Source organism: Arthrobacter cupressi, assembly GCF_900099975.1.
GTDB classification, from domain to species: Bacteria; Actinomycetota; Actinomycetes; order Actinomycetales; family Micrococcaceae; genus Arthrobacter; species Arthrobacter cupressi.
The window spans coordinates 74,608-98,644 of the sequence record NZ_FNEI01000004.1; the positions used below are offsets into that span (position 1 = coordinate 74,608).

A 24,037-nucleotide genomic window follows, 5' to 3' on the forward strand; every position below is an offset into this window, starting at 1 on the left:
TGAACTAGGCTCCCTTCACGGCGGAACGTACGAGTACGACCTGGCCGCGGGCACCGGGGACGGCACCCTTGATAAGGAGCAGCGACTTCTCAACGTCAACGGCGTGAACGGTGAGGTTCAGCGTGGTGTGACGTACGGCGCCCATGCGGCCGGCCATTTTCAGGCCCTTGAAGACGCGGCTCGGGGTGGATGCGCCACCGATGGAACCAGGCTTGCGGTGGTTCTTGTGCGCACCGTGGGAAGCACCGACACCGGAGAAGCCGTGACGCTTCATAACACCGGCGAAGCCCTTACCCTTGCTGGTGCCGACGACGTCGATCTTCTGGCCGGCTTCGAAGAGCTCAACAGAAAGCTCCTGGCCCAGCTCGTAAGAGGCGGCGTCTGCAGTGCGCAGTTCGACGACGTGGCGGCGGGGGGTCACGCCGGCCTTTTCAAAGTGACCAGCCAGCGGCTTGGTGACCTTGCGGGGATCGATCTGGCCATAGCCGATCTGAACGGCGACGTAGCCGTCGGCCTCTGCGTTGCGCAGCTGGGTGACGACGTTGGAGTCAGCCTGGACGACAGTTACCGGGATGAGCTTGTTGTTCTCGTCCCAGACCTGGGTCATGCCGAGCTTCGTGCCCAGCAGGCCCTTTACGTTACGGGTTGCGGTCATAGTCTCTCAGCACCTCCCTACAGCTTGATTTCGATGTTCACGTCGGCCGGCAGGTCGAGACGCATGAGCGAGTCGACAGCCTTGGGCGTGGGGTCGATGATGTCGATCAGACGCTTGTGAGTACGCATTTCGAAGTGCTCACGGCTGTCCTTGTACTTGTGGGGAGAGCGGATAACGCAGTACACGTTCTTCTCCGTCGGAAGCGGCACCGGGCCGACTACCGTTGCGCCTGCGCGCGTGACCGTCTCAACGATCTTCCGTGCTGAAACATCAATGACCTCGTGGTCATATGACTTCAGCCGGATGCGGATTTTTTGTCCCGCCATGTCGCCTGACTCTCTTTCAGTCTGTGCTTCCCTGGGTTAGGGCTGCCCTGTTTACTTGCGTTCCGTGGCTGCCGAAGCAATTGAGGTTCTACCACCACCCACCGCACGGCTTGAATCCGGAAAACCGGGTTCCTCAAGCCGCCGATGCTCCGACCCCCGCGGTCGGGCGTGTCGCGATTTTCACGCGAAGCAGTACGCATTTCCTTGGGGGATCCGGGTTATGTTTGGGCTCCAGCCTGGACCCTGCACCCGGCATTATCCGGATCGGGACGCGAAGGAGCGCTTGAACAACTCATCTAGTATGCCGGAATTCCGCGGCAGATGCGAATCGGGCGGCCGGGACCCGTTGCCATCGGCCCCGGCGGTGATCATGATGGGGGCATGACCGTCCAGGATGGACCCAACGTCGAGCAACTTGCACAGCAGCTTCCTGCCGGATTCATCCTCGGGGTGGCCACCGCCGCCTTCCAGATCGAAGGCTCCCTGGACGTGGACGGCCGGGGCCCGTCCAGCTGGGACGCGTTCGCGGAGAAACCAGGAGCGATCAGCGACGGCGGTTCGGCCGCCGTCGCCTGTGACCACTACAACCGCAGCGGCGAGGACATCGCCCTGATGCGTGAACTCGGCGTCGACTCCTATCGCTTTTCGCTGTCCTGGCCCCGCATCCAGCCCGACGGCAAGGGGGCCGTGAACGAACAGGGGCTGGACTTCTACGACCGCCTGGTCGACAAACTGCTCGCCGCCGGCATTTCGCCCATGGTGACCCTCTTCCACTGGGACACTCCCCTGGCCCTGGAGCACGACGGCGGCTGGCTCAGCCGTGCGACGGCCGAACGTTTCGGCGACTATGCTTCCCTCGTGGCAGCCCGCCTCGGCGACCGCGTGGCGCAGTGGGTCACGTTGAATGAGCCGGTCTCGGTCTCCCTGCAGGGGTACGGGCTCGGCGTCCATGCTCCGGGCCGGCAACTGCTCTTCGATGCGCTCCCCGCCGTGCACCACCAGTTGCTGGGGCACGGGCTCGCGGTCCAGGCGCTCCGTGCCGCGGGGGCCCTCGGCCGCATCGGCGTGGCCAACATGCATGCACCAGTCAGTCCAGCCGGCACCGGTTACCGCGACGGCCTGATGGCCGCCACTTTCGACCTGCTGGTGAACAGGATCTTCGCCGACCCGCTCCTCACCGGGAGTTATCCGACTCCCCCGCTGCTTGTGCGCCCTTGGTTCAAGGTTCTGGGCAATGCCTCCGACGAGGACATGCGGCTCATCCACCAACCGTTGGACTTCTACGGGGTCAACTACTACTACCCGGTGAGGATCGCAGCCGGCGGTGGCACCCACAGCACGCCCGCGGGGGACAGCGAAATGATGGCGAAGCTGCCCTTCCACCTGGTGCCGTTTCCCGAGTACGGAGTGACCGGCTTCGGCTGGCCGGTGGCCCCCGAGCACCTGGGCTTGATGCTTCGTGCGCTCAAGGACCGTTACGGGGAAGCCCTGCCGCCGGTGGTGATCACCGAAAGCGGCGCCAGTTTCCCGGAACCGGCCCGCGTTTCAGGCACCCTGCGCGACCAGGAACGGATCGACTACCTGGCCGGGCATCTGGGCCATGTGCTGGCTGCCACCGGGCCGGCCGGGATTGCCCGCGACGTGCAGCTGCTCGGTTTTTATGTCTGGACCCTGCTGGACAACTTCGAATGGGCTGCGGGGTATTCGCAGCGCTTCGGGCTGGTGCACGTGGACTTCGAAACCCTGCAGCGAACGCCCAAGGAATCCTTCCACTGGTATAGGTCGCTCAGCCGGGCACGGCGCAACCGGGGCCACGCCCAAGCAGGCTGACGGCCAGGTTACTGGTTCTTGTTGGCGCGGCGGATCCGCTTCGCCCGGTCGATTTCATGCCGGAAATACTTCCTGCCCCACAGGACGCCGCCGGCCGCCGCGGCAAGGATGGCCAGCACAATCAGGAACTCCACGGATGACTCCTCTCTCCACCGGCAACGTTATCAGGGCCGGGCAATGCCGGCCGCCGGTCCCCGGGGAACAATCCCCCCGGGAACAAAAAGAACCCCGCCGCAGAAGCGGCGGGGTTCTTTTCAGAATCTACAAGCAGGAACTACTTGATGATCTTGGTAACACGTCCCGAACCAACGGTGCGGCCACCTTCGCGGATTGCGAAGCCGAGGCCCTCTTCCATTGCGATCGGCTGGATGAGCTCAACGGTCATCTCAGTGTTGTCGCCCGGCATGACCATTTCGGTGCCCTCGGGGAGGGTGATGACGCCGGTCACGTCGGTGGTGCGGAAGTAGAACTGCGGGCGGTAGTTCGAGTAGAACGGGTTGTGGCGGCCGCCTTCGTCCTTGGAGAGGATGTAGACGTTTGCCTCGAAGTCGGTGTGCGGGGTGATGGAACCCGGCTTGACGACAACCTGGCCACGCTCGACATCGTCGCGCTTCAGACCACGGAGCAGGAGGCCACAGTTTTCGCCGGCCCATGCTTCGTCGAGCTGCTTGTGGAACATCTCGATACCGGTAACGGTGGTCTTCTGGATCGGGCGGATACCGACGATCTCAACTTCGGAGTTGATGGCGAGGGTGCCACGCTCGGCGCGGCCCGTAACAACGGTGCCACGGCCGGTGATGGTGAAGACGTCTTCGATCGGCATCAGGAACGGCTTGTCGCGGTCACGAACCGGGTCCGGAACGGACTCGTCGACAGCTTCCATCAGGTCCTCAACGGACTTGACCCATACCGGGTCGCCTTCCAGAGCCTTCAGGCCGGAAACGCGGATGACGGGAGCGTCGTCGCCGTCGAAGCCCTGGGAGCTGAGCAGCTCGCGAACTTCCATTTCGACGAGGTCGAGGAGTTCCTCGTCCTCAACCATGTCGGACTTGTTCAGCGCGACCAGCAGGTAGGGAACACCAACCTGGCGGGCGAGCAGAACGTGCTCGCGGGTCTGAGCCATCGGGCCGTCGGTGGCGGCAACCACGAGGATTGCGCCGTCCATCTGGGCAGCACCGGTGATCATGTTCTTGATGTAGTCAGCGTGACCCGGGGCGTCCACGTGTGCGTAGTGGCGCTTTTCGGTCTGGTACTCAACGTGGGAGATGTTGATGGTGATACCACGCTGGCGCTCTTCCGGAGCAGAGTCGATCGACGCGAAGTCGCGCTGCTCGTTGAGAGTCGGGTACTTGTCGTACAGCACCTTGGAAATGGCGGCAGTCAGCGTCGTCTTACCGTGGTCAACGTGACCGATGGTGCCGATGTTGACGTGCGGCTTAGTCCGCTCGAACTTTGCCTTTGCCACAGGTTCCTCCTAGAACGATTTCAAGTGACGTGCTCCTCAACCGCGCTTTTCGCGGCAGAACTTCAGCAAGTCTACTTGGGGGCTTTGGTTTTGGTGAAATTTTCGGATCCAGGGACCGGATTCGGTCCCGTGATCCGTTGATGCAGGGCCGGAGCGAAGCCTGGACTCCGGTCCGGCCACTGCATCGGATGCGCTCCCGGACGGCAGGCACCCTTGGATTTTCCGAAGCTGATTACTCGCCGCGGGTCTTCTGGATGATCTCGTCGGCAACAGCCTTCGGGACCTCCGCGTAGCTGTCGAAAGTCATCGAGTACACAGCGCGGCCCTGGGTCTTGGAACGCAGGTCACCGATGTAACCGAACATCTCGGACAGCGGAACGTTGGCACGGACAACCTTCACGCCCGCAGCATCTTCCATGGACTGGATCATGCCACGACGGGAGTTGAGGTCACCGATGACATCGCCCATGTACTCCTCGGGAGTACGGACCTCAACGGACATGAGCGGCTCGAGGAGCACCGGGTTGGCCTTGCGGGCACCTTCCTTGAACACCTGGGAACCGGCGATCTTGAACGCCATTTCCGAGGAGTCGACGTCGTGGTAAGCGCCGTCGATCAGGGTTGCACGCACGCCCACCATCGGGTAGCCGGCGAGGATACCGAACTGCATGGCGTCCTGGATACCGGCGTCGACCGAAGGGATGTATTCACGCGGAATACGGCCACCGGTGACGGCATTCTTGAACTCGTAGAATTCGCCATCGGTGGTGTCCATCGGCTCGAAGGAAACCTGCACCTTTGCGAACTGACCGGAACCACCGGTCTGCTTCTTGTGGGTGTAGTCGACCTTCTCGACAGCCTTCTTGATGGTTTCGCGGTAAGCAACCTGCGGCTTGCCCACGTTTGCCTCGACCTTGAACTCGCGGCGCATGCGGTCCACCAGGATGTCCAGGTGGAGCTCGCCCATGCCGGCGATAACGGTCTGGCCGGTCTCTTCGTTGAGGGAGACCTGGAAGGTCGGGTCCTCAGCGGAGAGCTTCTGGATGGCCGTGGAGAGCTTCTCCTGGTCACCCTTCGAGTTCGGTTCGATGGCCACCGAGATCACGGGCTCCGGGAAGCTCATGGACTCGAGGACGATCTGGTTCTGCGGGTCGCAGAGGGTGTCGCCCGTGGTGGTGTCCTTCAGGCCGATCGCTGCGTAGATGTGGCCTGCGGTAGCGCCGTCAACCGGCATTTCCTTGTTGGCGTGCATCTGGAACAGCTTGCCGATGCGCTCCTTCTTGCCCTTGGTGGAGTTGACCACCTGGGCGCCGGCTTCGACGTGACCGGAGTACACGCGGACGAAGGTCAGCTGGCCGAAGAACGGGTGCGCGGCAATCTTGAACGCGAGGGCCGAGAACGGCTCCTCGGCAGACGGCTTGCGGGTCAGTTCCTCTTCCTCGTTGCGCGGGTTGTGGCCCACCATGGCAGGAACGTCGAGCGGGTTCGGCAGGAAGTCCACGACGGCGTCCAGCATCGGCTGCACACCGCGGTTCTTGAAGGCAGAACCACAGAAGACCGGGTAGATCTCGGAGTTGACAGTCATCTTGCGGATGCCGGCCTTGAGCTCCTCGAGGGTGAGCTCTTCGCCCTCGAGGTACTTCTCCATGAGTTCTTCGGAAGCCTCGGCCACGGTCTCAACGAGCTGGGCGCGGTATTCCTCGGCCTTTTCCTTGAGATCGGCGGGGATGTCCTGGACCTCGTAGGACGCACCCATGGTGACGTCACCCTTGGCATCGCCGGGCCACACCAGGGCACGCATTTCGAGCAGGTCCACGACACCGATGAAGTCGTTCTCGGAACCGATCGGCAGCTGCATGACCAGCGGCTTGGCACCGAGGCGGCTGATGATGGTGTCCACGGTGAAGTAGAAGTCCGCACCGAGCTTGTCCATCTTGTTGACGAAGCAGATACGCGGAACGTTGTACTTGTCAGCCTGGCGCCACACGGTCTCGGACTGCGGCTCCACGCCTTCCTTGCCGTCGAAGACGGCAACAGCGCCGTCGAGGACGCGCAGGGAGCGCTCAACCTCAACGGTGAAGTCAACGTGGCCGGGGGTGTCGATGATGTTGATCTGGTTCTTGTTCCAGAAACAGGTCACGGCGGCAGACGTGATGGTGATGCCGCGTTCCTTTTCCTGTTCCATCCAGTCGGTCGTCGAAGCGCCGTCGTGCGTTTCGCCGATCTTGTGGTTCACACCCGTGTAGAACAGGATGCGCTCGGTAGTGGTGGTCTTGCCGGCATCGATGTGGGCCATGATGCCGATGTTGCGGACCTTGTTGAGGTCAGTAAGCACGTCCTGTGCCACGGGGTCTCCCTTTCGGATGAACTACACGCACGCCGCCGGCTCGGGGAGCCGGCGGCGAACGGAAGTTTTTACCAGCGGTAGTGGGCGAAGGCCTTGTTGGACTCGGCCATCTTGTGGGTGTCTTCGCGACGCTTCACAGCGGCACCGAGACCGTTGGAGGCATCCAGGATTTCGTTCTGGAGGCGCTCGGTCATGGTCTTCTCGCGGCGGGCCTTCGAGTAGCCCACGAGCCAGCGCAGAGCCAGGGCAGTGGAGCGGCCCGGCTTGACCTCGACGGGAACCTGGTAGGTGGCGCCACCGACACGGCGGGAGCGGACCTCGAGGGAAGGCTTGACGTTGTCCATGGCCTTCTTCAGAGCGGCAACGGGGTCGCCGCCGGTCTTCGCACGGGCACCTTCAAGAGCACCGTAAACGATGCGCTCTGCAGTGGACTTCTTGCCGTCGATCAGGACCTTGTTGATCAGCTGGGTGACCAACGGGGAGCCGTAAACGGGATCGGAAACGAGCGGCCGCTTGGGGGCCGGACCCTTGCGAGGCATATTACTTCTTCTCCATCTTTGCGCCGTAGCGGCTGCGGGCCTGCTTGCGGTTCTTCACACCCTGGGTGTCGAGTGCACCACGGACGATCTTGTAGCGGACACCCGGGAGGTCCTTAACACGACCACCGCGGACGAGCACGATGGAGTGCTCCTGCAGGTTGTGGCCAACACCGGGGATGTAGGCGGTAACTTCAACGCCACCGTTCAGGCGCACACGTGCGACCTTACGAAGGGCCGAGTTCGGCTTCTTCGGGGTGGTGGTGTAGACGCGGGTGCAAACACCGCGGCGCATCGGGCTGCCCTTCAGCGCGGGAGCCTTGGTCTTGGAGACCTTCGGCGTGCGGCCCTTGCGGACCAGCTGGTTAATCGTAGGCACTTTCGTGTTCTCCGTTGTTTTGATCTCTGCCCCCACCCCAGGCGCCAGCCTGGGTTGTGGAAGCTTTGGCGTTGCTCATGCAGCTGCCGGCCCCGAAGGTCCGGTGGGCGTGCAAAAGTGCGGCATTCGTTGCGCAAGTTGCCCGCAACCCGGAAACAGGCTCCACCCGCCGTCATGAGAACAAAACCAAAATGACGCCGTGGCGGCCTTCATCCACTGCCACACAGAACAATTACGAAAAGTCTAGCATGGCTTGCCGAGCCGCCTTAAAACGGTGTACGACGGCGGCAGCCGCCCGCCGCCGTCGCGCACCGTCCGCTGCCCCAGACGCAGGGAAGCCCCCGCGTCCTGGTGGACACGGGGGCTTCCTGACCGCTTGGTTCAGGCTTCCGCTTAGCGGAAGTCGTTGCCCAGGTCGTAGTCATCCAGCGGGATGGCGTGGAACTCGGGAGCTCCGTCGCCGCCCAAGGCGTCGTACGAGAAGTCGGTGAAGGCGCTGGGGCCTGTGAACAGGCTTGCCTTTGCTTCTTCAGTCGGCTCCACGGTGACCTCGGTGTAACGGGGCAGGCCCGTACCGGCCGGGATGAGCTTACCGATGATGACGTTCTCCTTGAGGCCAAGCAGCGGGTCGCTCTTGCCTTCCATGGCCGCCTGCGTCAGGACGCGGGTGGTCTCCTGGAAGGAAGCTGCCGACAGCCAGGACTCGGTAGCCAGGGACGCCTTGGTGATACCCATGAGTTCCGGACGACCGGAAGCCGGGGTAAGACCCTCGGACACCACGCGGCGGTTCTCGTCTTCGAAGCGGGCACGCTCGGCGAGCTCGCCCGGGAGCAGCTCGGAGTCGCCGGATTCGATGACGGTCACGCGGCGCAGCATCTGGCGGACGATGACTTCCACGTGCTTGTCGTGGATGCCGATGCCCTGGCTGCGGTACACGCCCTGGACCTCGTCCACCAGGAACTTCTGGGCGGCACGCGGACCCATGATGCGCAGAACCTGCTTCGGGTCCACCGGACCGTTGATCAGCTTCTGGCCGACGCTGACGTGCTCGCCGTCCTCGATGAGGAGGCGGGAACGGCGCAGCACCGGGTAGGCGATCTCCTCGGAACCGTCGTCCGGGGTGATGATCAGGCGCATCTGGCGCTCGGACTCTTCGATGGTGATACGGCCGGCCGCTTCGGCGATCGGCGCAACACCCTTCGGAGTACGGGCTTCGAAGAGCTCCTGGATACGGGGCAGACCCTGGGTGATGTCGTCGCCACCGCTTGCGGAGACGGCACCACCGGTGTGGAAAGTACGCATGGTCAGCTGGGTACCGGGTTCACCGATGGACTGTGCGGCGATGATGCCCACGGCCTCGCCGATGTCCACGGTCTTGCCAGTGGCCAGCGAACGGCCGTAGCAGAGCGCACAGGTGCCGACCTTGGACTCACAGGTGAGCACGGAGCGAACCTTGACCTGGGTGATGCCCGCAGCGAGCAGTTCGTCGATGACGACGTCGCCGCAGTCGGTTCCGGCCGGAGCCAGGACCGTTCCGTTGGAGTCGACGACGTCGACAGCCAGGGTACGTGCGTACGCGCTGTTCTCGACGTTCTCGTCCAGGATCAGCTCACCGTTGGAGTCCGGCACGGCGATCGCGACGTTCAGTCCGCGCTCGGTACCGCAGTCCTCTTCGCGGACGATGACGTCCTGCGAAACGTCCACCAGACGACGGGTCAGGTAACCCGAGTTGGCGGTACGCAGAGCGGTGTCGGCAAGACCCTTACGGGCACCGTGCGTGGCGATGAAGTATTCCAGCACCGACAGGCCCTCACGGTAGGAGGACTTGATCGGACGCGGGATGATCTCACCCTTCGGGTTGGCCACAAGACCACGGATACCCGCGATCTGGCGGACCTGCATCCAGTTACCACGGGCACCGGAGGACACCATGCGGTTGATGGTGTTCATCGGCGACAGACTGTCGCGCATGACCTGGGCGATCTCGTTGGTCGCCTTGTTCCAGATTTCGATCAGTTCCTGGCGACGTTCGTCGTCGTCGATCAGGCCCTTGTCGTACTGGCCCTGGATCTTGGCGGCCATGGTCTCGTACCCGGCAAGGATGCCCGGCTTGGCGTCCGGAACCTCGATGTCGGAGATGGCCACGGTGACGCCCGAGCGGGTTGCCCAGTAGAAACCGGCATCCTTCAGGTTGTCCAGGGTGGCAGCCGTGACGACCTTCGGGTAGCGCTCGGCAAGGTCGTTGACGATGCGGGAGAGCTCGCCCTTGTCCGCAACAGCCTCAACCCAGGGGTAGTCCTCGGGCAGGGTCTGGTTGAAGATGACCTGGCCCAGGGAGGTCTGGACGAGCGCGGGCTGGCCGGGCTCCCAGTCTTCCGGAGCTTCCCAGCCGGCGTACGGCACGAAGTTCTCCAGGCGGATCTTCACCTGGGAGTTCAGGTGCAGCTCGCGGGCGTCGTAGGCCATGATGGCTTCCGCGACCGAGGAGAACACGCGGCCTTCACCGGCCGAACCAACCCGCTTGGTGGTCAGGTGGTACAGGCCGATGATCATGTCCTGCGAAGGCAGGGTCACCGGACGTCCGTCGGACGGCTTCAGGATGTTGTTCGAGGACAGCATCAGGATGCGGGCCTCAGCCTGGGCCTCGGGGCTCAGCGGCAGGTGCACTGCCATCTGGTCGCCGTCGAAGTCGGCGTTGAAGGCGCCACAGACCAGCGGGTGCAGCTGGATGGCCTTGCCTTCAACAAGCTGCGGCTCGAACGCCTGGATACCGAGGCGGTGCAGGGTAGGTGCACGGTTGAGCAGCACCGGGTGTTCAGTGATGATCTCTTCCAGCACGTCCCAGACCTGCGGACGGTAACGCTCGACCATGCGCTTGGCCGACTTGATGTTCTGGGCGTGGTTGAGGTCAACCAGGCGCTTCATCACGAACGGCTTGAAGAGCTCCAGGGCCATCTGCTTGGGCAGGCCGCACTGGTGCAGCTTCAGCTGCGGGCCGACGACGATGACCGAACGGCCCGAGTAGTCGACGCGCTTGCCGAGCAGGTTCTGGCGGAAACGGCCCTGCTTGCCCTTGAGCATGTCGCTCAGGGACTTCAGCGGACGGTTGCCCGGACCAGTGACCGGACGGCCGCGGCGGCCGTTGTCGAAGAGGCTGTCAACAGCTTCCTGAAGCATGCGCTTCTCGTTGTTGACGATGATCTCCGGGGCACCGAGGTCCAGCAGTCGCTTGAGTCGGTTGTTGCGGTTGATCACGCGGCGGTAGAGGTCGTTGAGGTCGGAGGTCGCGAAGCGGCCACCGTCCAGCTGGACCATCGGGCGCAGTTCCGGCGGGATCACCGGGACGGCGTCCAGCACCATGCCGAGCGGGCTGTTGTTGGTGGTGAGGAACGCGTTGACGACCTTCAGGCGCTTCAGGGCGCGGGTCTTGCGCTGGCCCTTGCCGTTCTGGATGGTGTCGCGCAGTGCCTCGGCCTCTGCCTGCATGTCGAAGTTCTCAAGGCGCTTCTTGATCGCTTCGGCACCCATGGAGCCTTCGAAGTACATGCCGTAGCGGTCACGCAGTTCGCGGTACAGGGCCTCGTCGCCTTCGAGGTCGGCGACCTTCAGGTTCTTGAAGCGGTCCCAGACCTGCTCGAGGCGCTCGATCTCGGCGTCGGCACGCTTGCGCACGTTCGCCATCTGGCGGTCGGCGGAGTCGCGGGCCTTCTTCTTGTCGGCGGCCTTGGCGCCTTCGCCCTCGAGGCGGGCAAGCTCGTCCTCAAGGTCGCGGGCGATCGCGGCGATGTCGCTGTCGCGGTTGTCAACGAGCTGCTTCTTCTCGAGGTCGTGCTCCACCTGGAGGTTCGGCAGTTCGGCGTGGCGGCTCTCGGCGTCGACGCTGGTGATCATGTACGCGGCGAAGTAGATGACCTTTTCGAGGTCCTTCGGCGCGAGGTCAAGGAGGTAGCCCAGGCGGGAGGGAACACCCTTGAAGTACCAGATGTGGGTGACGGGGGCGGCCAGTTCGATGTGGCCCATGCGCTCACGGCGCACCTTGGCGCGGGTGACTTCGACGCCACAGCGCTCACAGATGATGCCCTTGAAGCGCACGCGCTTGTACTTGCCGCAGTAGCATTCCCAGTCGCGGGACGGGCCGAAGATCTTCTCGCAGAAGAGGCCGTCCTTCTCGGGCTTGAGCGTGCGGTAGTTGATGGTTTCCGGCTTCTTGACCTCACCGTAAGACCAGCCGCGGATGTCTTCCGCGGTGGCGAGGCCGATCTGCATGAGGCCGAAGGAGGATTCGCTGGACATGTGGTCCCTGTTCTCTCTTGTTCTCTAAGTTCTGGAGTCTTGGTTTACGGAAAGAGGAGGAGCGCGACGGCGGCGGGAGGCCGCCGTCGCCGGCTCACTAGACCTCTTCTACGGAGCTGGGCTCTGCACGAGACAGATCGATGCCCAGTTCTTCCGCAGCCGTAAAGACTGCGTCATCAGAGTCACGCATTTCGATCGTCGTACCGTCCGTGGAAAGGACTTCCACGTTCAGGCACAGCGACTGCATTTCCTTGATCAAGACCTTGAAGGATTCCGGAACGCCCGGCTCGGGGATGTTCTCGCCCTTGACGATGGCTTCGTAGACCTTCACGCGGCCGTGGATATCATCCGACTTGATCGTGAGCAGTTCCTGGAGCGTGTAGGCAGCGCCATAGGCCTCAAGGGCCCACACTTCCATTTCACCGAAGCGCTGGCCACCGAACTGTGCCTTACCACCCAGCGGCTGCTGCGTGATCATGGAGTACGGGCCGGTGGAGCGGGCGTGGATCTTGTCGTCCACCAGGTGGTGGAGCTTCAGGATGTACATGTAGCCGACGGAGATCGGGTCCGGGAACGGCTCGCCGGAGCGGCCGTCGAACAGGCGGGTCTTGCCGGAGGAGTCGATCAGGCGGTCGCCGTCGCGGGTGACGTTCGTCGAGTCCAGCAGGCCGGTGATTTCCTCTTCGCGGGCACCGTCGAACACCGGGGTGGCGAGGGTCTGGTTGGCAGAGGTCTCGCGCGGCAGGTTCGGCAGGTTCTTGACCCACTCCGGCTCGCCTTCGATCTTCCAACCGGTCTTGGCAACCCAGCCGAGGTGGGTTTCCAGGACCTGGCCGACGTTCATACGGCCCGGAACACCCAGCGGGTTCAGGACGATGTCCACCGGGGTACCGTCGGCGAGGAACGGCATGTCCTCGACCGGCAGGATCTTGGAGATGACACCCTTGTTGCCGTGGCGGCCGGCGAGCTTGTCGCCGTCGGTGATCTTGCGCTTGGCGGCGACGTAGACGCGGACCAGCTGGTTCACGCCCGGGGGCAGCTCGTCGTCGTTGTCGCGGTCGAAGACGCGAACGCCGATAACCGTACCGGACTCGCCGTGCGGCACCTTCAGGGAGGTGTCGCGGACTTCGCGGGACTTCTCACCGAAGATCGCGCGCAGCAGGCGCTCTTCCGGGGTCAGTTCGGTTTCACCCTTCGGGGTGACCTTGCCGACCAGGATGTCGCCGGCCTCGACCTCGGCACCGATGTGGATGATGCCGCGCTCGTCCAGGCCTGCCAGGACTTCCTCGGACACGTTGGGGATGTCACGGGTGATTTCCTCGGCACCGAGCTTGGTGTCGCGGGCATCGATCTCGTGTTCCTCGATGTGGATGGAGGACAGGACGTCCTCAGCGACGATGCGCTGGGACAGGATGATGGCGTCCTCGAAGTTGTGGCCTTCCCAGGACATGAATGCCACGAGGAGGTTCTTGCCAAGGGCGAGCTCGCCTTCGTCCGTTGCCGGGCCGTCGGCGATGATGCCGCCGACTTCCAGGCGCTGGCCTTCGTTCACCAGGACGCGGTGGTTGTAGCAGTTGCCCTGGTTGGAGCGGGCGAACTTGCTGATCCGGTAGCTGGACTCGGTGCCGTCGTCGTTGAGCATGACGACGAGGTCGGCGGAAACTTCGCTGACCACACCGGCCTTCTTGGCGATGACGACGTCGCCGGCGTCAACGGCTGCGGCGCGCTCCATGCCGGTGCCCACGAACGGGGCCTCGGAGCGGACCAGCGGCACGGCCTGGCGCTGCATGTTCGCACCCATGAGGGCGCGGTTGGCGTCGTCGTGCTCGAGGAACGGGATCAGGGCCGTAGCCACGGACACCATCTGGCGCGGGGAAACGTCCATGAACTGGACGTCCTCGGCGGGAACGAGCACGGGCTCGCCGCCACCACCACGGGCACGGACAAGCACGGTCTCTTCGGAGAACTTGTTGTTCGCGTCCAGGGGCGCGTTTGCCTGGGCGATCAGCACCTCGGCCTCGTCGTCGGCAGTCAGGTATTCGACGTCGTCGGACACCACACCGCCGGCAACCTTGCGGTACGGGGTCTCGATGAAGCCGAACGGGTTGATGCGGCCGTAGGACGCCAGCGAACCGATCAGACCGATGTTCGGGCCTTCAGGGGTTTCGATGGGGCACATACGTCCGTAGTGCGACGGGTGGACGTCTCGGACTTCCATGCCGGCGCGGTCACGGGACAGACCGCCGGGGCCCAGTGCCGAGAGACGGCGCTTGTGGGTCAGGCCCGAGAGCGGGTTGTTCTGGTCCATGAACTGGGACAGCTGGGACGTTCCGAAGAACTCCTTGATCGCTGCCACCACGGGACGGATGTTGATCAGGGTCTGCGGCGTGATGGCCTCAACGTCCTGCGTGGTCATGCGTTCGCGGACGACGCGCTCCATGCGGGACAGGCCGGTGCGGACCTGGTTTTCGATCAGTTCGCCGACGGCGCGGATGCGGCGGTTGCCGAAGTGGTCGATGTCATCGATCTCGACGCGGATCTCGTGGTCTTCGCCATCGCGCTTGCCCGTGATGGTCTTCTCGCCGGCGTGCAGCGCGACGAGGAACTTGATCATGGCGACGATGTCTTCGACGTGCAGGACCGAGGCTTCCTTGTCGCCAAGGGAGCGGTCGATGCCGAGCTTGCGGTTGATCTTGTACCGGCCGACCTTGGCGAGGTCGTAGCGCTTGGGCTCGAAGTAGAGGTTGCGCAGCAGGGCCTCGGCAGCTTCGACGGTGGGCGGCTCGCCCGGACGCAGCTTGCGGTAGATGTCCAGGAGCGCGTCTTCGCGGGTTTCGGTGGTGTCCTTCTCCAGCGTGGCGCGCATGGAGTCGTACTGGCCGAACTCTTCAAGGATCTGGCCGTCGGTCCAGCCGAGGGCCTTCAGCAGCACGGTGACGGACTGCTTGCGCTTGCGGTCGAGGCGGACGCCCACCTGGTCGCGCTTGTCGATTTCGAGCTCGAACCATGCACCGCGGGACGGGATGATGCGCGCGGTGAAGATGTCCTTGTCACTGGTCTTGTCCGCGGCGCGCTCGAAGTAGGCGCCCGGGGAACGGACCAGCTGGGAGACGACGACACGCTCGGTGCCATTGACGACGAAGGTGCCCTTCTCCGTCATGAGGGGGAAGTCGCCCATGAACACGGTCTGCTGCTTGATTTCGCCCGTGTTGTTGTTCATGAACTCGGCCTTGACGTACAGCGGCGCCGAGTAGGTGGCGTCACGGTCCTTGCACTCGGCCATGGTGTATTTGGGGTCAGCGAACTCCGGCTCGGAGAAGCTCAGGGACATGGTGCCCTGGAAATCTTCGATCGGGGAGATCTCTTCGAAGATGTCGGCAAGTCCGGACGTGGTGGCGACGCTCAGGTCACCTTCCTCGACGGCCTTCGCAACCCGCGCCTGCCAGCGTTCGTTTCCGACGAGCCAGTCAAAGCTGTCCGTCTGCAGTGCGAGGAGATTCGGAACATCAAGCGGTTCGTGAATCTTTGCGAATGAGAGCCGGCGAGTAGCACCGTCGGTGCTGTCGGCATTGATAGCGGTTCCTGCGTTATTTACATTAGAGGTGCTCGAGGCGACCAAGAGGGATCCTTCCACAGACCTTCAGGCGTTTTCAGATCTCCCCCGTTTTGTATCCCGCGGACGCAAAAGTCCGCAGGGCACCAATCCGGTTCCGCTATATGACCCGGGTCCCTGCCGGCCGTGATTTGCCCGGTGAAAGGCACGTCAATGGCGCAGCTGAGAGGTAAAGCCCACCGCTATATGAAGGCTGAAGGTTAACAGGGAAGACGCAAATATCCACACTACGGCAAATCGCGCTACGTGTCTACCCCACTTCCGCGCCGATTGCAAGCAAGGTTGCCGCAGGCACCTACCAGCACCCCGCGGAATGCCCTGCCCCGCCCCGACGTTGACATTGTGAGGCACACCATGCGTTGTAGCCTTGGCTCACCGGTTCCTGAACGGAAGAGAGAAAATGAGCAACCCACAGGACAACAACGACGTTGTCATCCTGGCCGCGGCACGCACCCCACAGGGGCGGCTGAACGGCCAGCTGGCTGGATTCACCGCCGTCGAACTCGGGGCGCACGCGATCTCGGCGGCCATCGCGGCCAGCGGAATCAGCGCCGGCGAGGTCGACGCCGTCATCATGGGACAGGTCCTGCAGGCAGGCGCCGGCCAGAACCCCGCCCGGCAAAGCGCCATCGCGGCGGGCGTCGGGTGGAACATCCCTGCCGTCACGATCAACAAAGTCTGCCTTTCCGGACTCACGGCCGTGATCGACGCGGCCCGGCTGATCCGCAGCGGCGACGCCACCGTGGTAGTCGCAGGCGGCCAGGAATCCATGTCCCGGGCCCCGCACCTGCTTCCCGGCTCCCGGCAGGGCTGGACCTACGGGGCCATCCAGGCCCTGGACGTCGCAGCCCACGACGGCCTCACCGATGCCTTCGACGGCCAGTCGATGGGCCTGTCCACCGAAACCCGGAACGTCACGCTCGGCATCGACCGCAAGGCCCAGGACGAAGTGGCGGCCGCCTCGCACCGCCGCGCCGGGGTCGCCGTCAAGGAAGGGGTGTTCGACGGCGAGATCGCCCCCATCAGCGTGAAGCGGCGCAAGGGCGAACCGGTGGTGGTGACCGAAGACGAGGGCATCCGCCCGGACACGACGCTGGACACCCTGGCGCCGCTCCGGCCGGCGTTTGCCAGCGACGGCACCATCACGGCGGGCAACTCCTCCCCCCTGTCCGACGGCGCCTCCGCGCTCCTGCTGTGCAGCCGCGCCTACGCCGAGGAGAAAGGCCTGGAGTACCTCGCGGTGGTCGGCAAACCCGGGCAGGTCGCCGGTCCGGACAACTCGCTGCACGCACAGCCGTCCAACGCCATCAAACGGGCCCTCGCGAATGCGGGCTGGGCAGTGGAGGACCTGGACTTCATCGAAATCAACGAAGCCTTCGGTTCAGTAGCCGTGCAGTCCCTCAAGGAACTGTCCTACCCTCTGGAGAAGTGCAACATCCACGGCGGCGCGATCGCGCTCGGCCATCCTATCGGGGCCTCGGGTGCGCGGCTGGCCCTACACGCGGCCCACGAGCTCAAGCGCCGGGGAACGGGCAGGGCGGCTGTGTCGCTCTGCGGAGGCGGCGGCCAGGGCGAGGCGCTCCTGCTCTACCGCGACTGAATCCTCGCCGGACGTGAGAGGCGGGCCGGGTGCGGGCCGCGAAAGGAAAGATACGTGAACGGTACCGAACGGTTCCTCGCCGACGCCCGCTCCCGCGGACTGGAGGTGCAGCTCGTGGAGCGGCAGGCTGCCCGAAGCCTGGAGGAGGCCGCTGAAATCCTCGGGATCAGGCCGGCGGACATCGTGAAGTCCCTGGTGGTCAAGCACCGGGACGGCAGCTTCCTGTTCGCACTCATTCCCGGCGACCGGCAGATTTCCTGGCCGAAGCTGCGGACCCTGCTGGGGGTCAACAAACTCTCGCTGCCACCCGCCGATGTCGCGCTGGAAGCGACCGGCTACGAACGCGGGACCATCACACCCCTCGGCAGCACCACCGCATGGCCTGTCTACGCGGACGCCAGCATTGCGGGCCGGCGGATCTCGATGGGCGCCGGGGCCCACGGCTACAGCGCCTTCGTGGACGCTGATTCCCTCACGACGGCGCTGGGTGCCACCATCGCGGACATCAGCGAACCCAACTGACTGAAAGTTGTGGCCGTCTTGAACGCTCAAAACGGCCACAACTACGAGTCAGTTGGGTTTAACGCAGGAAACCCCGCCCGGCGGACCGGACGGGGTTTCCTTGAGCAAACGAGTTACTTGAGGGTAACGGTTGCGCCAGCTTCTTCGAGCTGAGCCTTGGCCTTCTCGGCAGCTTCCTTGTTGGCGCCTTCGAGGACAGCCTTCGGAGCACCGTCAACCAGGTCCTTGGCTTCCTTGAGGCCGAGGGAGGTGATGGCGCGAACTTCCTTGATCACTGCGATCTTCTTGTCGCCAGCGGATTCGAGGATAACGTCGAATTCGCTCTTCTCTTCGGCTTCTTCAGCGCCTGCGCCGCCACCGGCCGGGCCGGCAACTGCAACAGCAGCAGCGGTAACTTCGAAGGTCTCTTCGAAGAGCTTGACGAACTCGGAGAGCTCGATGATGGTCAGTTCCTTGAAAGCTTCGATGAGCTCTTCGTTGCTGAGCTTCGCCATGATTGGCGTCCTTCCTTTAGGTGGTGCCTGCGCGGGCCATGCCCGCTGCCGCACCGGAGTTTGATTGGGGAGAGAACTTAGTTCTCTTCGCTTGCAGCTTCGGCTTCGGCCGGAGCGGCAGCTTCTTCTGCGGCCGGAGCTTCTTCGGCAGCCGGAGCTTCTTCAGCGGCCGGTGCCGGAGCGCCGCCCTCTTCTTCAAGCTTGATGCGCAGAGCGTCGATGATGCGTGCAGCAGCGGCAGCAGGAGCCTTGAGGACACCGGCAACCTTGGCGAGCTGCAGCTCACGGGACTCGAGAGCTGCCAGGGCGGCAACTTCGCTTGCGTTCAGAGCCTTGCCCTCGAAGTAGCCGGTCTTGATGATCAGCTGCTTGTTGGCCTTGGCAAAGTCCGTCAGGCTCTTGGCGGCGGCAACCGCGTCACCCTTGATGAACGCAATTGCGGTGGGGCCTGCAAGCTGGCCGTCGAATGCTTCGACACCGGCTTCCTTGGCTGCAATGGCGGTCAGGGTGTTCTTGACGACCGAGAACTTGGTGTCCTGGCCGAGAGAAACGCGCAGCTGCTTGAGCTGTGCAACAGAGAGCCCGCGGTATTCGGTCAGGACAGCGGCGGTCGATTCCTTGAAATCGTTCGTGATCTCAGCTACTGCGGAGACCTTGTTGGGCGTTGCCATAACCCTCCTTCCGGGGAATAGTGCCGGTCTTCCGGGTCCCCGCTCAAGAAAGAGAGCTACAACGAAAAACGCCCCGCGCAGATGCACGGGGCTTGGCTCGACGCGGTCCATGACCACGGAGACTTGCTTCGTTCACCTGCGCCGGCCGCCCTTTTGTCAGGGTCCTTCGTCCGGGAATCCGCTGGATCTTTCCGGGCGCAGCTCAGTGGTGAGCTTTGTTCCGGAAAGTGGATTCCCGTCAACCGACGGTCTTTGGTACTTCAAGGTTACGGGACGACGCCGCGCTATTCCAAATCGGCGCCCGCCGGGACCCGCCCGGTTCACTCGGAGGACGTGGTCCCGGCCCGTGCCGGCAGTTCCTTCTGCCAGAGTCCGGTGACGCCCGCCGTCGTGAATCCAAGCTGTTTGTTCACTGTCAGCAGGTAGCGGTTCTCCGGCGCGTTCCAGGTGTAGATCACCCGGGCGTCCGGGAACTGCTCGCTCAGGCGCTGCATGTTGGCGACCTTGATGAGCAGGCCGAGCTTGTTTCCGCGGTGCTCCTGCAGCACGGTGGTGTCGTCCTGGAACACTACGTCCTGGCGCTGCGCGAGCACGCCGATGGTGGTCAGTCCCACGATCCGGCCGCTGGCGAGGTGCTCGACGGCGGTGACAACCGTCCGGCGGCCCTGCGCGATGGCGGCGTCCTCCGCCTCACGCAACATCCCGGCGTCGAACACCAGTTGCTCCTCAACGCCCCCCGCCGCGTCGTCGTCGACCGCTTCGCCGGCAGCATTTTCCAGGGCGGCGACGGCGTCCAGCCACTCTTCGGGGCAGCGGTCCGTCCAGTGGTGGATGCGGTAGCGGCCGCCGTTCGCGGCGTCGGCCTCCGCTTCGAGTTCGGACACAAGCTTCGAATCGAGCGGAAGCGCGCAGGAGCTGAACTGCTCAATGTGCTGCAGGGTGTAACCGGCCCGCTGCGCGAAGTCCACCTCCCGGCTGGCCATGGGCACGGAGCCCAGGCCGCTGCCCGGGACCAGCTGGCCTCCGGCGTCGCCCTGCAGGGATGCTGCGGGATGGTTGGTGTCCACCATGGCCATGGTGCGGCCTTCGGCCCGGGCGAGCTGTTCGGCCGCTTCCAGCAGCCGCCGCCCGGCCCCGCGCCGCTGGAACTCGGGGAGAATGTCCAGGGTGAATTCGGCAAGGTCGAGATTGTCGGCGAGGGGCAGTGCAATGTCCACGGTGCCGATGATCCTGCCGTCGATCCGCGCGACCAGGATGATCTGGCGTTCGTAGGGATCCGCCATTTCGAGGAGTTTTTCGAGCGGGGTATAGGCGAGGTCGTCGCTGCCCCACAGTTGCATGCGGACCTTCCTGCTCACCTCGACCGCGTCAAGGAAGTCCTTGGCGTCGGCCGCCGCCAAGGAATCGGGGATCCACAGCTGTCCAATCTCCACGTCGTCCGTCATCCAGTCCTCTTCTGCCATTCGCCGTAGGCACCCGTGGGTGCGAAGCCAAGTGCCACGTTGATCGCCAACATGTAGCGGTTTTCCTCTGCGTTCATCGTGGTCACTCGTTCAACGCGGGGATATTCCAGTTTCAGGCGCCGCAGATTGGCGATTTTCAGCCTCATGCCGAGCCGGTGGCCACGGTGCCCTGCTGCCACAAGCGTATCGTCCTGCTCCCCCAGCCACGGCTTAAGCGGGTCCACATAAAGCGCCGTGTAGCCACCCAGCTCGCCGCTGGCACGGTGGCGGGCGGCGACGACCAGGCAGGTCTGGCCTTCGTCCGCCGTCTCCTGCTCCAGGGTGCGGACCCGGGCCCGGTCCCAGGCCTCCGCCTCGTACTCCAGTCCGCCGACGGGCGCGTCCGTGCTCATCCGGCCCATCAGGACGGCGAATTCGTCCACGAGTTCCTCGGGGCAGCTGTCCGTCCAGGCGAGGAGCTCGTAATCGGTGGATGCCGCCTCCGCTTCTGCCATGAGTGCCGCCCAATCGGGTGCGCCGTCCAGCACCAGGGTGCTGTACCGCGTGGCTTGGGCAAGCGAGTAGCCGTGGCGGAGCGCGAACGCCGTACCGGGGGCATTCCTGGGCACCGCTCCGGTGCCCACCGGGGACGCCAGGACTTCCGGCCCGTTTTCCGGCCGGTCGGGGTCGCCGGAACTGGCCATGAGGACGCTGCGGCCTTCCTCCCGCGCCACCGACTCGAGGTGCCGGAGCAGCTTGCCGCCCAGCCCACGGCGGCGGTAGGGCGCGGCGATGTCCACCCGCAGCCAGGCGCTGCTGAGGTTGTCTTTAAGGGAGAGTTCGACGAATCCCCGGCCGACAATCCGCCCGTCGGCGCGGAGGTAGAAGTTCCGGAGCCTGCGGTAGTCGTTGTCCGCCCAACTGGTGAGCCGTGCAGGCAGTGAGGCGGCGAGATCGAGGTGGCCCCAGTGCTCCAGCAGGATCCGGTCGAGGACCTCGCAATACTCGCGGAACTCCGCGGCTTCCGCGCCGTCCAAACTGGCCGGAAGGTGGAGTTCGTGGATGGTGGCTTCCGCAGCGTCGACCATGTGCCAAGCCTAACCCGCGAGGGGTCCCCTGCCGAGCGTGCGAGGCCGGGGAGCGGGTTGGGCGCTAACACGCGAGGGGTCCAAGGCCGAGGGCCCACTTAGGCGAGGGACCCGAAGCGAGCGAAGCGGGATTTGGGAGCCGATGGGAAACGCAAGAAGCCGCCCGGCTGGTGCCGGGCGGCTTCTTGAAGCGGAACTGGTGAAGCTTAGGCTTCGGTCAGGACCTTGGTGACGTTCGGGTCGACGGAGATGCCCGGACCGAACGTGGTGGTGACGGTGGCCTTCTGGATGTAGCGGCCCTTGGAAGCGGACGGCTTCAGGCGGAGGACCTCTTCGAGGGCTGCGGCGTAGTTCTCGGCCAGCTTGATGGCGTCGAAGGAAGCCTTGCCGATGATGAAGTGCAGGTTCGAGTGCTTGTCGACGCGGAAGTCGATCTTGCCGCCCTTGATGTCGTTGACAGCCTTCGCGACGTCCGGGGTTACCGTGCCGGTCTTCGGGTTCGGCATGAGGTTACGCGGGCCGAGGACCTTACCGAGGCGGCCGACCTTACCCATGAGGTCAGGGGTGGCAACGGCTGCGTCGAAGTCGGTCCAGCCGCCTGCGATCTTCTCGATCAGGTCGTCGGAACCAACGAAGTCGGCGCCGGCAGCGATTGCTGCTTCAGCCTTGTCACCGGTTGCGAACACCAGGACACGGGCGGTCTTGCCGGTGCCGTGGGGGAGGTTGACCGTGCCGCGGACCATCTGGTCGGCCTTGCGGGGGTCAACGCCGAGGCGGAAAGCGACCTCAACCGTTGCGTCGAACTTGGACGGGTTGATTTCCTTTGCCAGGCTGATTGCCTCGAACGGGGCGTAGACCTTGCCAGCCTCGATCTTGGCTACGGCTGCCTCATATGCTTTGCTGCGCTTTGCCATGCTGCTTGTTTCTCCTTGTGCAGTTGTGGTCTGCGGACCGCGCTCGGCCCTGCCACGGTTGGAAGTCCGGGGACTGCCAACATTTCAATGATTTCAAGTGCCGGTTGCCCGGCGGTTGAAGGCTGTGATTAGCCTTCGACGGTGATGCCCATGGAGCGGGCGGTGCCGGCGATGATCTTGGCAGCAGCCGCGATGTCGTTGGCGTTGAGGTCTTCCATCTTGGTGGAAGCGATTTCCTCGACCTGTGCCTGGGTGAGCTTGGCGACCTTCACGGTGTGCGGGGTCGACGAGCCCTTGGCAACGCCTGCAGCCTTCTTGATGAGCTCTGCAGCCGGCGGGGTCTTGGTGATGAAGGTGAAGGAGCGGTCTTCGTAGACCGTGATTTCAACCGGGATGACGTTTCCGCGCTGGGCTTCCGTCGCAGCGTTGTACGCCTTGCAGAATTCCATGATGTTGACACCGTGCTGGCCAAGCGCAGGACCGATCGGCGGGGCCGGGTTGGCGGCACCTGCCTGGATCTGCAGCTTGATGAGGCCGGTGACCTTCTTCTTGGGAGCCAATGTAGGGTCCTTCTCTAAATAGCGTCCTGGGACACGGGAGCGTGCCTCAGGTTGTTGGCCGCCATGGCGAGGCGGCCGGCCGTTCCACCACCGCTAAGCAGGCGGAAGCAGAACGAAATCTTGGGTGGGTCAGATCTTGGTGACCTGGTTGAATGCCAGGGTCACGGGGGTCTCGCGCTCGAAGATCGAAACCAGCACCACGAGGGTCTGGGATTCGGGCTTGATTTCCGAAATGGTCGCGGGGAGGGTCTCGAAGGGGCCTTCCTTGACGATGACCGACTCGCCGACCTCGAAGTCGACGGCGACCGGTGCGGCGCTCTGCTTGACCGGCTTGCCCTTCTCGGCCTGCTCTTCTTCGAAGACCGGGGCGAGCATGGAGAAGACCTCGTCGAGGCGCAGCGGCACGGGGTTGTGGGCGTTGCCCACGAAGCCGGTGACGCCGGGAGTGTGGCGGACGGCGCCCCAGGAAGCATCCGTCAGGTCCATGCGGACCAGGACGTAACCGGGGATGCGGACGCGGTTGATGACCTTGCGCTGGGCGTTCTTGATCTCAACGACTTCTTCCATGGGCACCTGGATTTCGAAGATGTAATCTTCCATGTCCAGGGTCTGGATGCGGGTCTCGAGGTTCGCCTTCACGCGGTTCTCGTAACCGGCGTAGGAGTGGATGACGTACCAGTCACCCTCCTGGCGGCGGAGCTTGGCCTTGAATTCTTCGGCCGGATCGACCGGTGCGGCTGCAGCGGCGGCGGCGAGGGCGTCGTCGCCGGTTTCTTCGGTTTCAGGCGCAGCAGATTCAGCCTCGGACGTTTCGGTGGCCTCCGCCGCCGCGTCCGTGCTTCCATCCAGCTCAGTCTCGTTTACCTCGAGCTCCTGCTCAGACACTTGGTCTCCTGCTTCCTCATTGCCTAACTTGCCTATTTAAATGGCTCAATTCCGCAAACCCTGCAAAATCCCTTGAATTTCCGGGGATTTCCGCACGGCTTGCGGAGTGATCCGTTTAGCGGTCCGTAGCGCCTGACCCGCCGAACACCCAGCTGACTCCGGTACCGAAGGCCAGGTCCAACAGAGTGACGATGAGCATCATGACGGCCACGAAAACCAGCACCACAAGGGTGTAGTTGATCAGTTCCTTGCGGGTCGGAGCGACGACCTTCTTGAGTTCGCCTATTACCTGGCGGACAAAGAGGGTGATTCGAGCGAAGAAGCCGGCGTCGGCCTTCCTGGCAGGTCGGCCCTTCGAGCTGCTTGCAGCTGTTTCGGTCACCCGGTCCTCACTCATCCATGCAACGTTGTTGACCC

At 63.9% G+C, this 24,037-nt stretch carries 20 protein-coding genes; 3 read left to right on the plus strand and 17 right to left on the minus strand.

Annotated features, from left to right (window positions below; translation table 11 throughout):
- Positions 1–4: 4 nt before the first annotated feature.
- Together rplC and rpsJ are read right to left on the minus strand one after the other, a co-directional pair.
- Complete coding sequence (gene rplC / locus BLP88_RS06310) at positions 5–655, minus strand: 50S ribosomal protein L3 (protein ID WP_074587815.1); 651 nt, start codon at positions 653–655, stop codon at positions 5–7.
- 17 nt (positions 656–672) lie between these two features.
- Complete coding sequence (rpsJ, locus tag BLP88_RS06315) at positions 673–981, minus strand: 30S ribosomal protein S10 (RefSeq protein WP_003803825.1); 309 nt, start codon at positions 979–981, stop codon at positions 673–675.
- A 381-nt stretch (positions 982–1,362) separates the two neighbouring features.
- On the opposite strand from rpsJ, the gene BLP88_RS06320 reads away from it, so the two are divergent.
- Positions 1,363–2,811, plus strand: a complete 1,449-nt coding sequence (locus BLP88_RS06320) for a GH1 family beta-glucosidase (RefSeq protein WP_074587817.1) — start codon at positions 1,363–1,365, stop codon at positions 2,809–2,811.
- Positions 2,812–2,819: 8 nt separating this feature from the next.
- Here BLP88_RS06320 and BLP88_RS19225 read toward each other — a convergent pair whose 3' ends face one another.
- The 7 genes from BLP88_RS19225 to rpoB all read right to left on the minus strand — a co-directional run bounded on the left by BLP88_RS19225 (position 2,820) and on the right by rpoB (position 15,450).
- Positions 2,820–2,945, minus strand: a complete 126-nt coding sequence (locus BLP88_RS19225; RefSeq protein ID WP_257028426.1) for a hypothetical protein — start codon at positions 2,943–2,945, stop codon at positions 2,820–2,822.
- Positions 2,946–3,085: 140 nt separating this feature from the next.
- Positions 3,086–4,276 carry an elongation factor Tu gene (tuf, locus tag BLP88_RS06325; RefSeq protein WP_070350356.1) on the minus strand — a complete coding sequence of 397 codons (1,191 nt, stop codon included), beginning with the start codon at positions 4,274–4,276 and terminating at the stop codon, positions 3,086–3,088.
- A gap of 232 nt (positions 4,277–4,508) precedes the next feature.
- Positions 4,509–6,623 (minus strand): elongation factor G, encoded by a 2,115-nt coding sequence (gene fusA, locus BLP88_RS06330; RefSeq protein WP_074587819.1) that lies wholly within the window; start codon positions 6,621–6,623, stop codon positions 4,509–4,511.
- Positions 6,624–6,691: 68 nt separating this feature from the next.
- A complete protein-coding gene (gene rpsG / locus BLP88_RS06335; RefSeq protein WP_021472399.1) occupies positions 6,692–7,162 on the minus strand; it encodes a 30S ribosomal protein S7 in 471 nt (156 codons plus the stop codon).
- A 1-nt stretch (position 7,163) separates the two neighbouring features.
- Positions 7,164–7,538, minus strand: coding sequence for a 30S ribosomal protein S12 (gene rpsL / locus BLP88_RS06340; protein WP_009358312.1), 375 nt, complete (start codon positions 7,536–7,538; stop codon positions 7,164–7,166).
- Between the two features lie 393 nt (positions 7,539–7,931).
- Positions 7,932–11,831: a DNA-directed RNA polymerase subunit beta' gene (locus tag BLP88_RS06345; RefSeq protein ID WP_074587821.1), complete on the minus strand. Its 3,900-nt coding sequence runs from the start codon at positions 11,829–11,831 to the stop codon at positions 7,932–7,934.
- A gap of 97 nt (positions 11,832–11,928) precedes the next feature.
- Positions 11,929–15,450: a DNA-directed RNA polymerase subunit beta gene (gene rpoB, locus BLP88_RS06350; RefSeq protein ID WP_074587823.1), complete on the minus strand. Its 3,522-nt coding sequence runs from the start codon at positions 15,448–15,450 to the stop codon at positions 11,929–11,931.
- A gap of 394 nt (positions 15,451–15,844) precedes the next feature.
- On the opposite strand from rpoB, the gene BLP88_RS06355 reads away from it, so the two are divergent.
- The gene (locus BLP88_RS06355; protein ID WP_074587824.1) at positions 15,845–17,044 is read left to right on the plus strand and encodes an acetyl-CoA C-acetyltransferase; all 1,200 of its coding nucleotides are present in this window, start codon (positions 15,845–15,847) and stop codon (positions 17,042–17,044) included.
- 54 nt (positions 17,045–17,098) lie between these two features.
- Complete coding sequence (locus BLP88_RS06360) at positions 17,099–17,566, plus strand: aminoacyl-tRNA deacylase (RefSeq protein ID WP_074587826.1); 468 nt, start codon at positions 17,099–17,101, stop codon at positions 17,564–17,566.
- Positions 17,567–17,679: 113 nt separating this feature from the next.
- Here BLP88_RS06360 and rplL read toward each other — a convergent pair whose 3' ends face one another.
- From rplL to secE, 8 genes are all read right to left on the minus strand, one after another.
- Positions 17,680–18,060 (minus strand): 50S ribosomal protein L7/L12, encoded by a 381-nt coding sequence (gene rplL / locus BLP88_RS06365; RefSeq protein WP_074587828.1) that lies wholly within the window; start codon positions 18,058–18,060, stop codon positions 17,680–17,682.
- Between the two features lie 77 nt (positions 18,061–18,137).
- Positions 18,138–18,731 carry a 50S ribosomal protein L10 gene (gene rplJ / locus BLP88_RS06370; protein WP_074587830.1) on the minus strand — a complete coding sequence of 198 codons (594 nt, stop codon included), beginning with the start codon at positions 18,729–18,731 and terminating at the stop codon, positions 18,138–18,140.
- Between the two features lie 320 nt (positions 18,732–19,051).
- Positions 19,052–20,194 (minus strand): GNAT family N-acetyltransferase, encoded by a 1,143-nt coding sequence (locus BLP88_RS06375; RefSeq protein WP_245679785.1) that lies wholly within the window; start codon positions 20,192–20,194, stop codon positions 19,052–19,054.
- Positions 20,173–21,261 carry a GNAT family N-acetyltransferase gene (locus tag BLP88_RS06380; RefSeq protein ID WP_074587833.1) on the minus strand — a complete coding sequence of 363 codons (1,089 nt, stop codon included), beginning with the start codon at positions 21,259–21,261 and terminating at the stop codon, positions 20,173–20,175. The genes BLP88_RS06375 and BLP88_RS06380 overlap by 22 nt, the downstream gene beginning before the upstream one ends.
- A 206-nt stretch (positions 21,262–21,467) precedes the next feature.
- Positions 21,468–22,175 carry a 50S ribosomal protein L1 gene (gene rplA / locus BLP88_RS06385; RefSeq protein WP_074587835.1) on the minus strand — a complete coding sequence of 236 codons (708 nt, stop codon included), beginning with the start codon at positions 22,173–22,175 and terminating at the stop codon, positions 21,468–21,470.
- A gap of 128 nt (positions 22,176–22,303) precedes the next feature.
- A complete protein-coding gene (gene rplK / locus BLP88_RS06390; protein ID WP_070350345.1) occupies positions 22,304–22,735 on the minus strand; it encodes a 50S ribosomal protein L11 in 432 nt (143 codons plus the stop codon).
- A 129-nt stretch (positions 22,736–22,864) separates the two neighbouring features.
- Complete coding sequence (gene nusG, locus BLP88_RS06395; RefSeq protein ID WP_074587836.1) at positions 22,865–23,620, minus strand: transcription termination/antitermination protein NusG; 756 nt, start codon at positions 23,618–23,620, stop codon at positions 22,865–22,867.
- Positions 23,621–23,735: 115 nt separating this feature from the next.
- On the minus strand, positions 23,736–24,017 hold the full coding sequence (gene secE / locus BLP88_RS06400) for a preprotein translocase subunit SecE (RefSeq protein ID WP_074587838.1): 282 nt from the start codon (positions 24,015–24,017) through the stop codon (positions 23,736–23,738).
- Between the last annotated feature and the right edge of the window lie 20 nt (positions 24,018–24,037).

Excerpts from the sequence above, each read along its gene's own strand:
- rplC (WP_074587815.1), bottom strand. The coding sequence starts at position 655 with ATGACCGCAACCCGTAACGTAAAGGGCCTGCTGGGCACGAAGCTCGGC.
- rpsJ (WP_003803825.1), bottom strand. The coding sequence starts at position 981 with ATGGCGGGACAAAAAATCCGCATCCGGCTGAAGTCATATGACCACGAG.
- BLP88_RS06320 (WP_074587817.1), top strand. The coding sequence starts at position 1,363 with ATGACCGTCCAGGATGGACCCAACGTCGAGCAACTTGCACAGCAGCTT.
- rpsG (WP_021472399.1), bottom strand. The coding sequence starts at position 7,162 with ATGCCTCGCAAGGGTCCGGCCCCCAAGCGGCCGCTCGTTTCCGATCCC.
- BLP88_RS06345 (WP_074587821.1), bottom strand. The coding sequence starts at position 11,831 with ATGTCCAGCGAATCCTCCTTCGGCCTCATGCAGATCGGCCTCGCCACC.
- BLP88_RS06355 (WP_074587824.1), top strand. The coding sequence starts at position 15,845 with ATGAGCAACCCACAGGACAACAACGACGTTGTCATCCTGGCCGCGGCA.
- rplL (WP_074587828.1), bottom strand. The coding sequence starts at position 18,060 with ATGGCGAAGCTCAGCAACGAAGAGCTCATCGAAGCTTTCAAGGAACTG.
- rplJ (WP_074587830.1), bottom strand. The coding sequence starts at position 18,731 with ATGGCAACGCCCAACAAGGTCTCCGCAGTAGCTGAGATCACGAACGAT.
- BLP88_RS06375 (WP_245679785.1), bottom strand. The coding sequence starts at position 20,194 with ATGGCAGAAGAGGACTGGATGACGGACGACGTGGAGATTGGACAGCTG.
- BLP88_RS06380 (WP_074587833.1), bottom strand. The coding sequence starts at position 21,261 with ATGGTCGACGCTGCGGAAGCCACCATCCACGAACTCCACCTTCCGGCC.
- rplA (WP_074587835.1), bottom strand. The coding sequence starts at position 22,175 with ATGGCAAAGCGCAGCAAAGCATATGAGGCAGCCGTAGCCAAGATCGAG.
- secE (WP_074587838.1), bottom strand. The coding sequence starts at position 24,017 with ATGAGTGAGGACCGGGTGACCGAAACAGCTGCAAGCAGCTCGAAGGGC.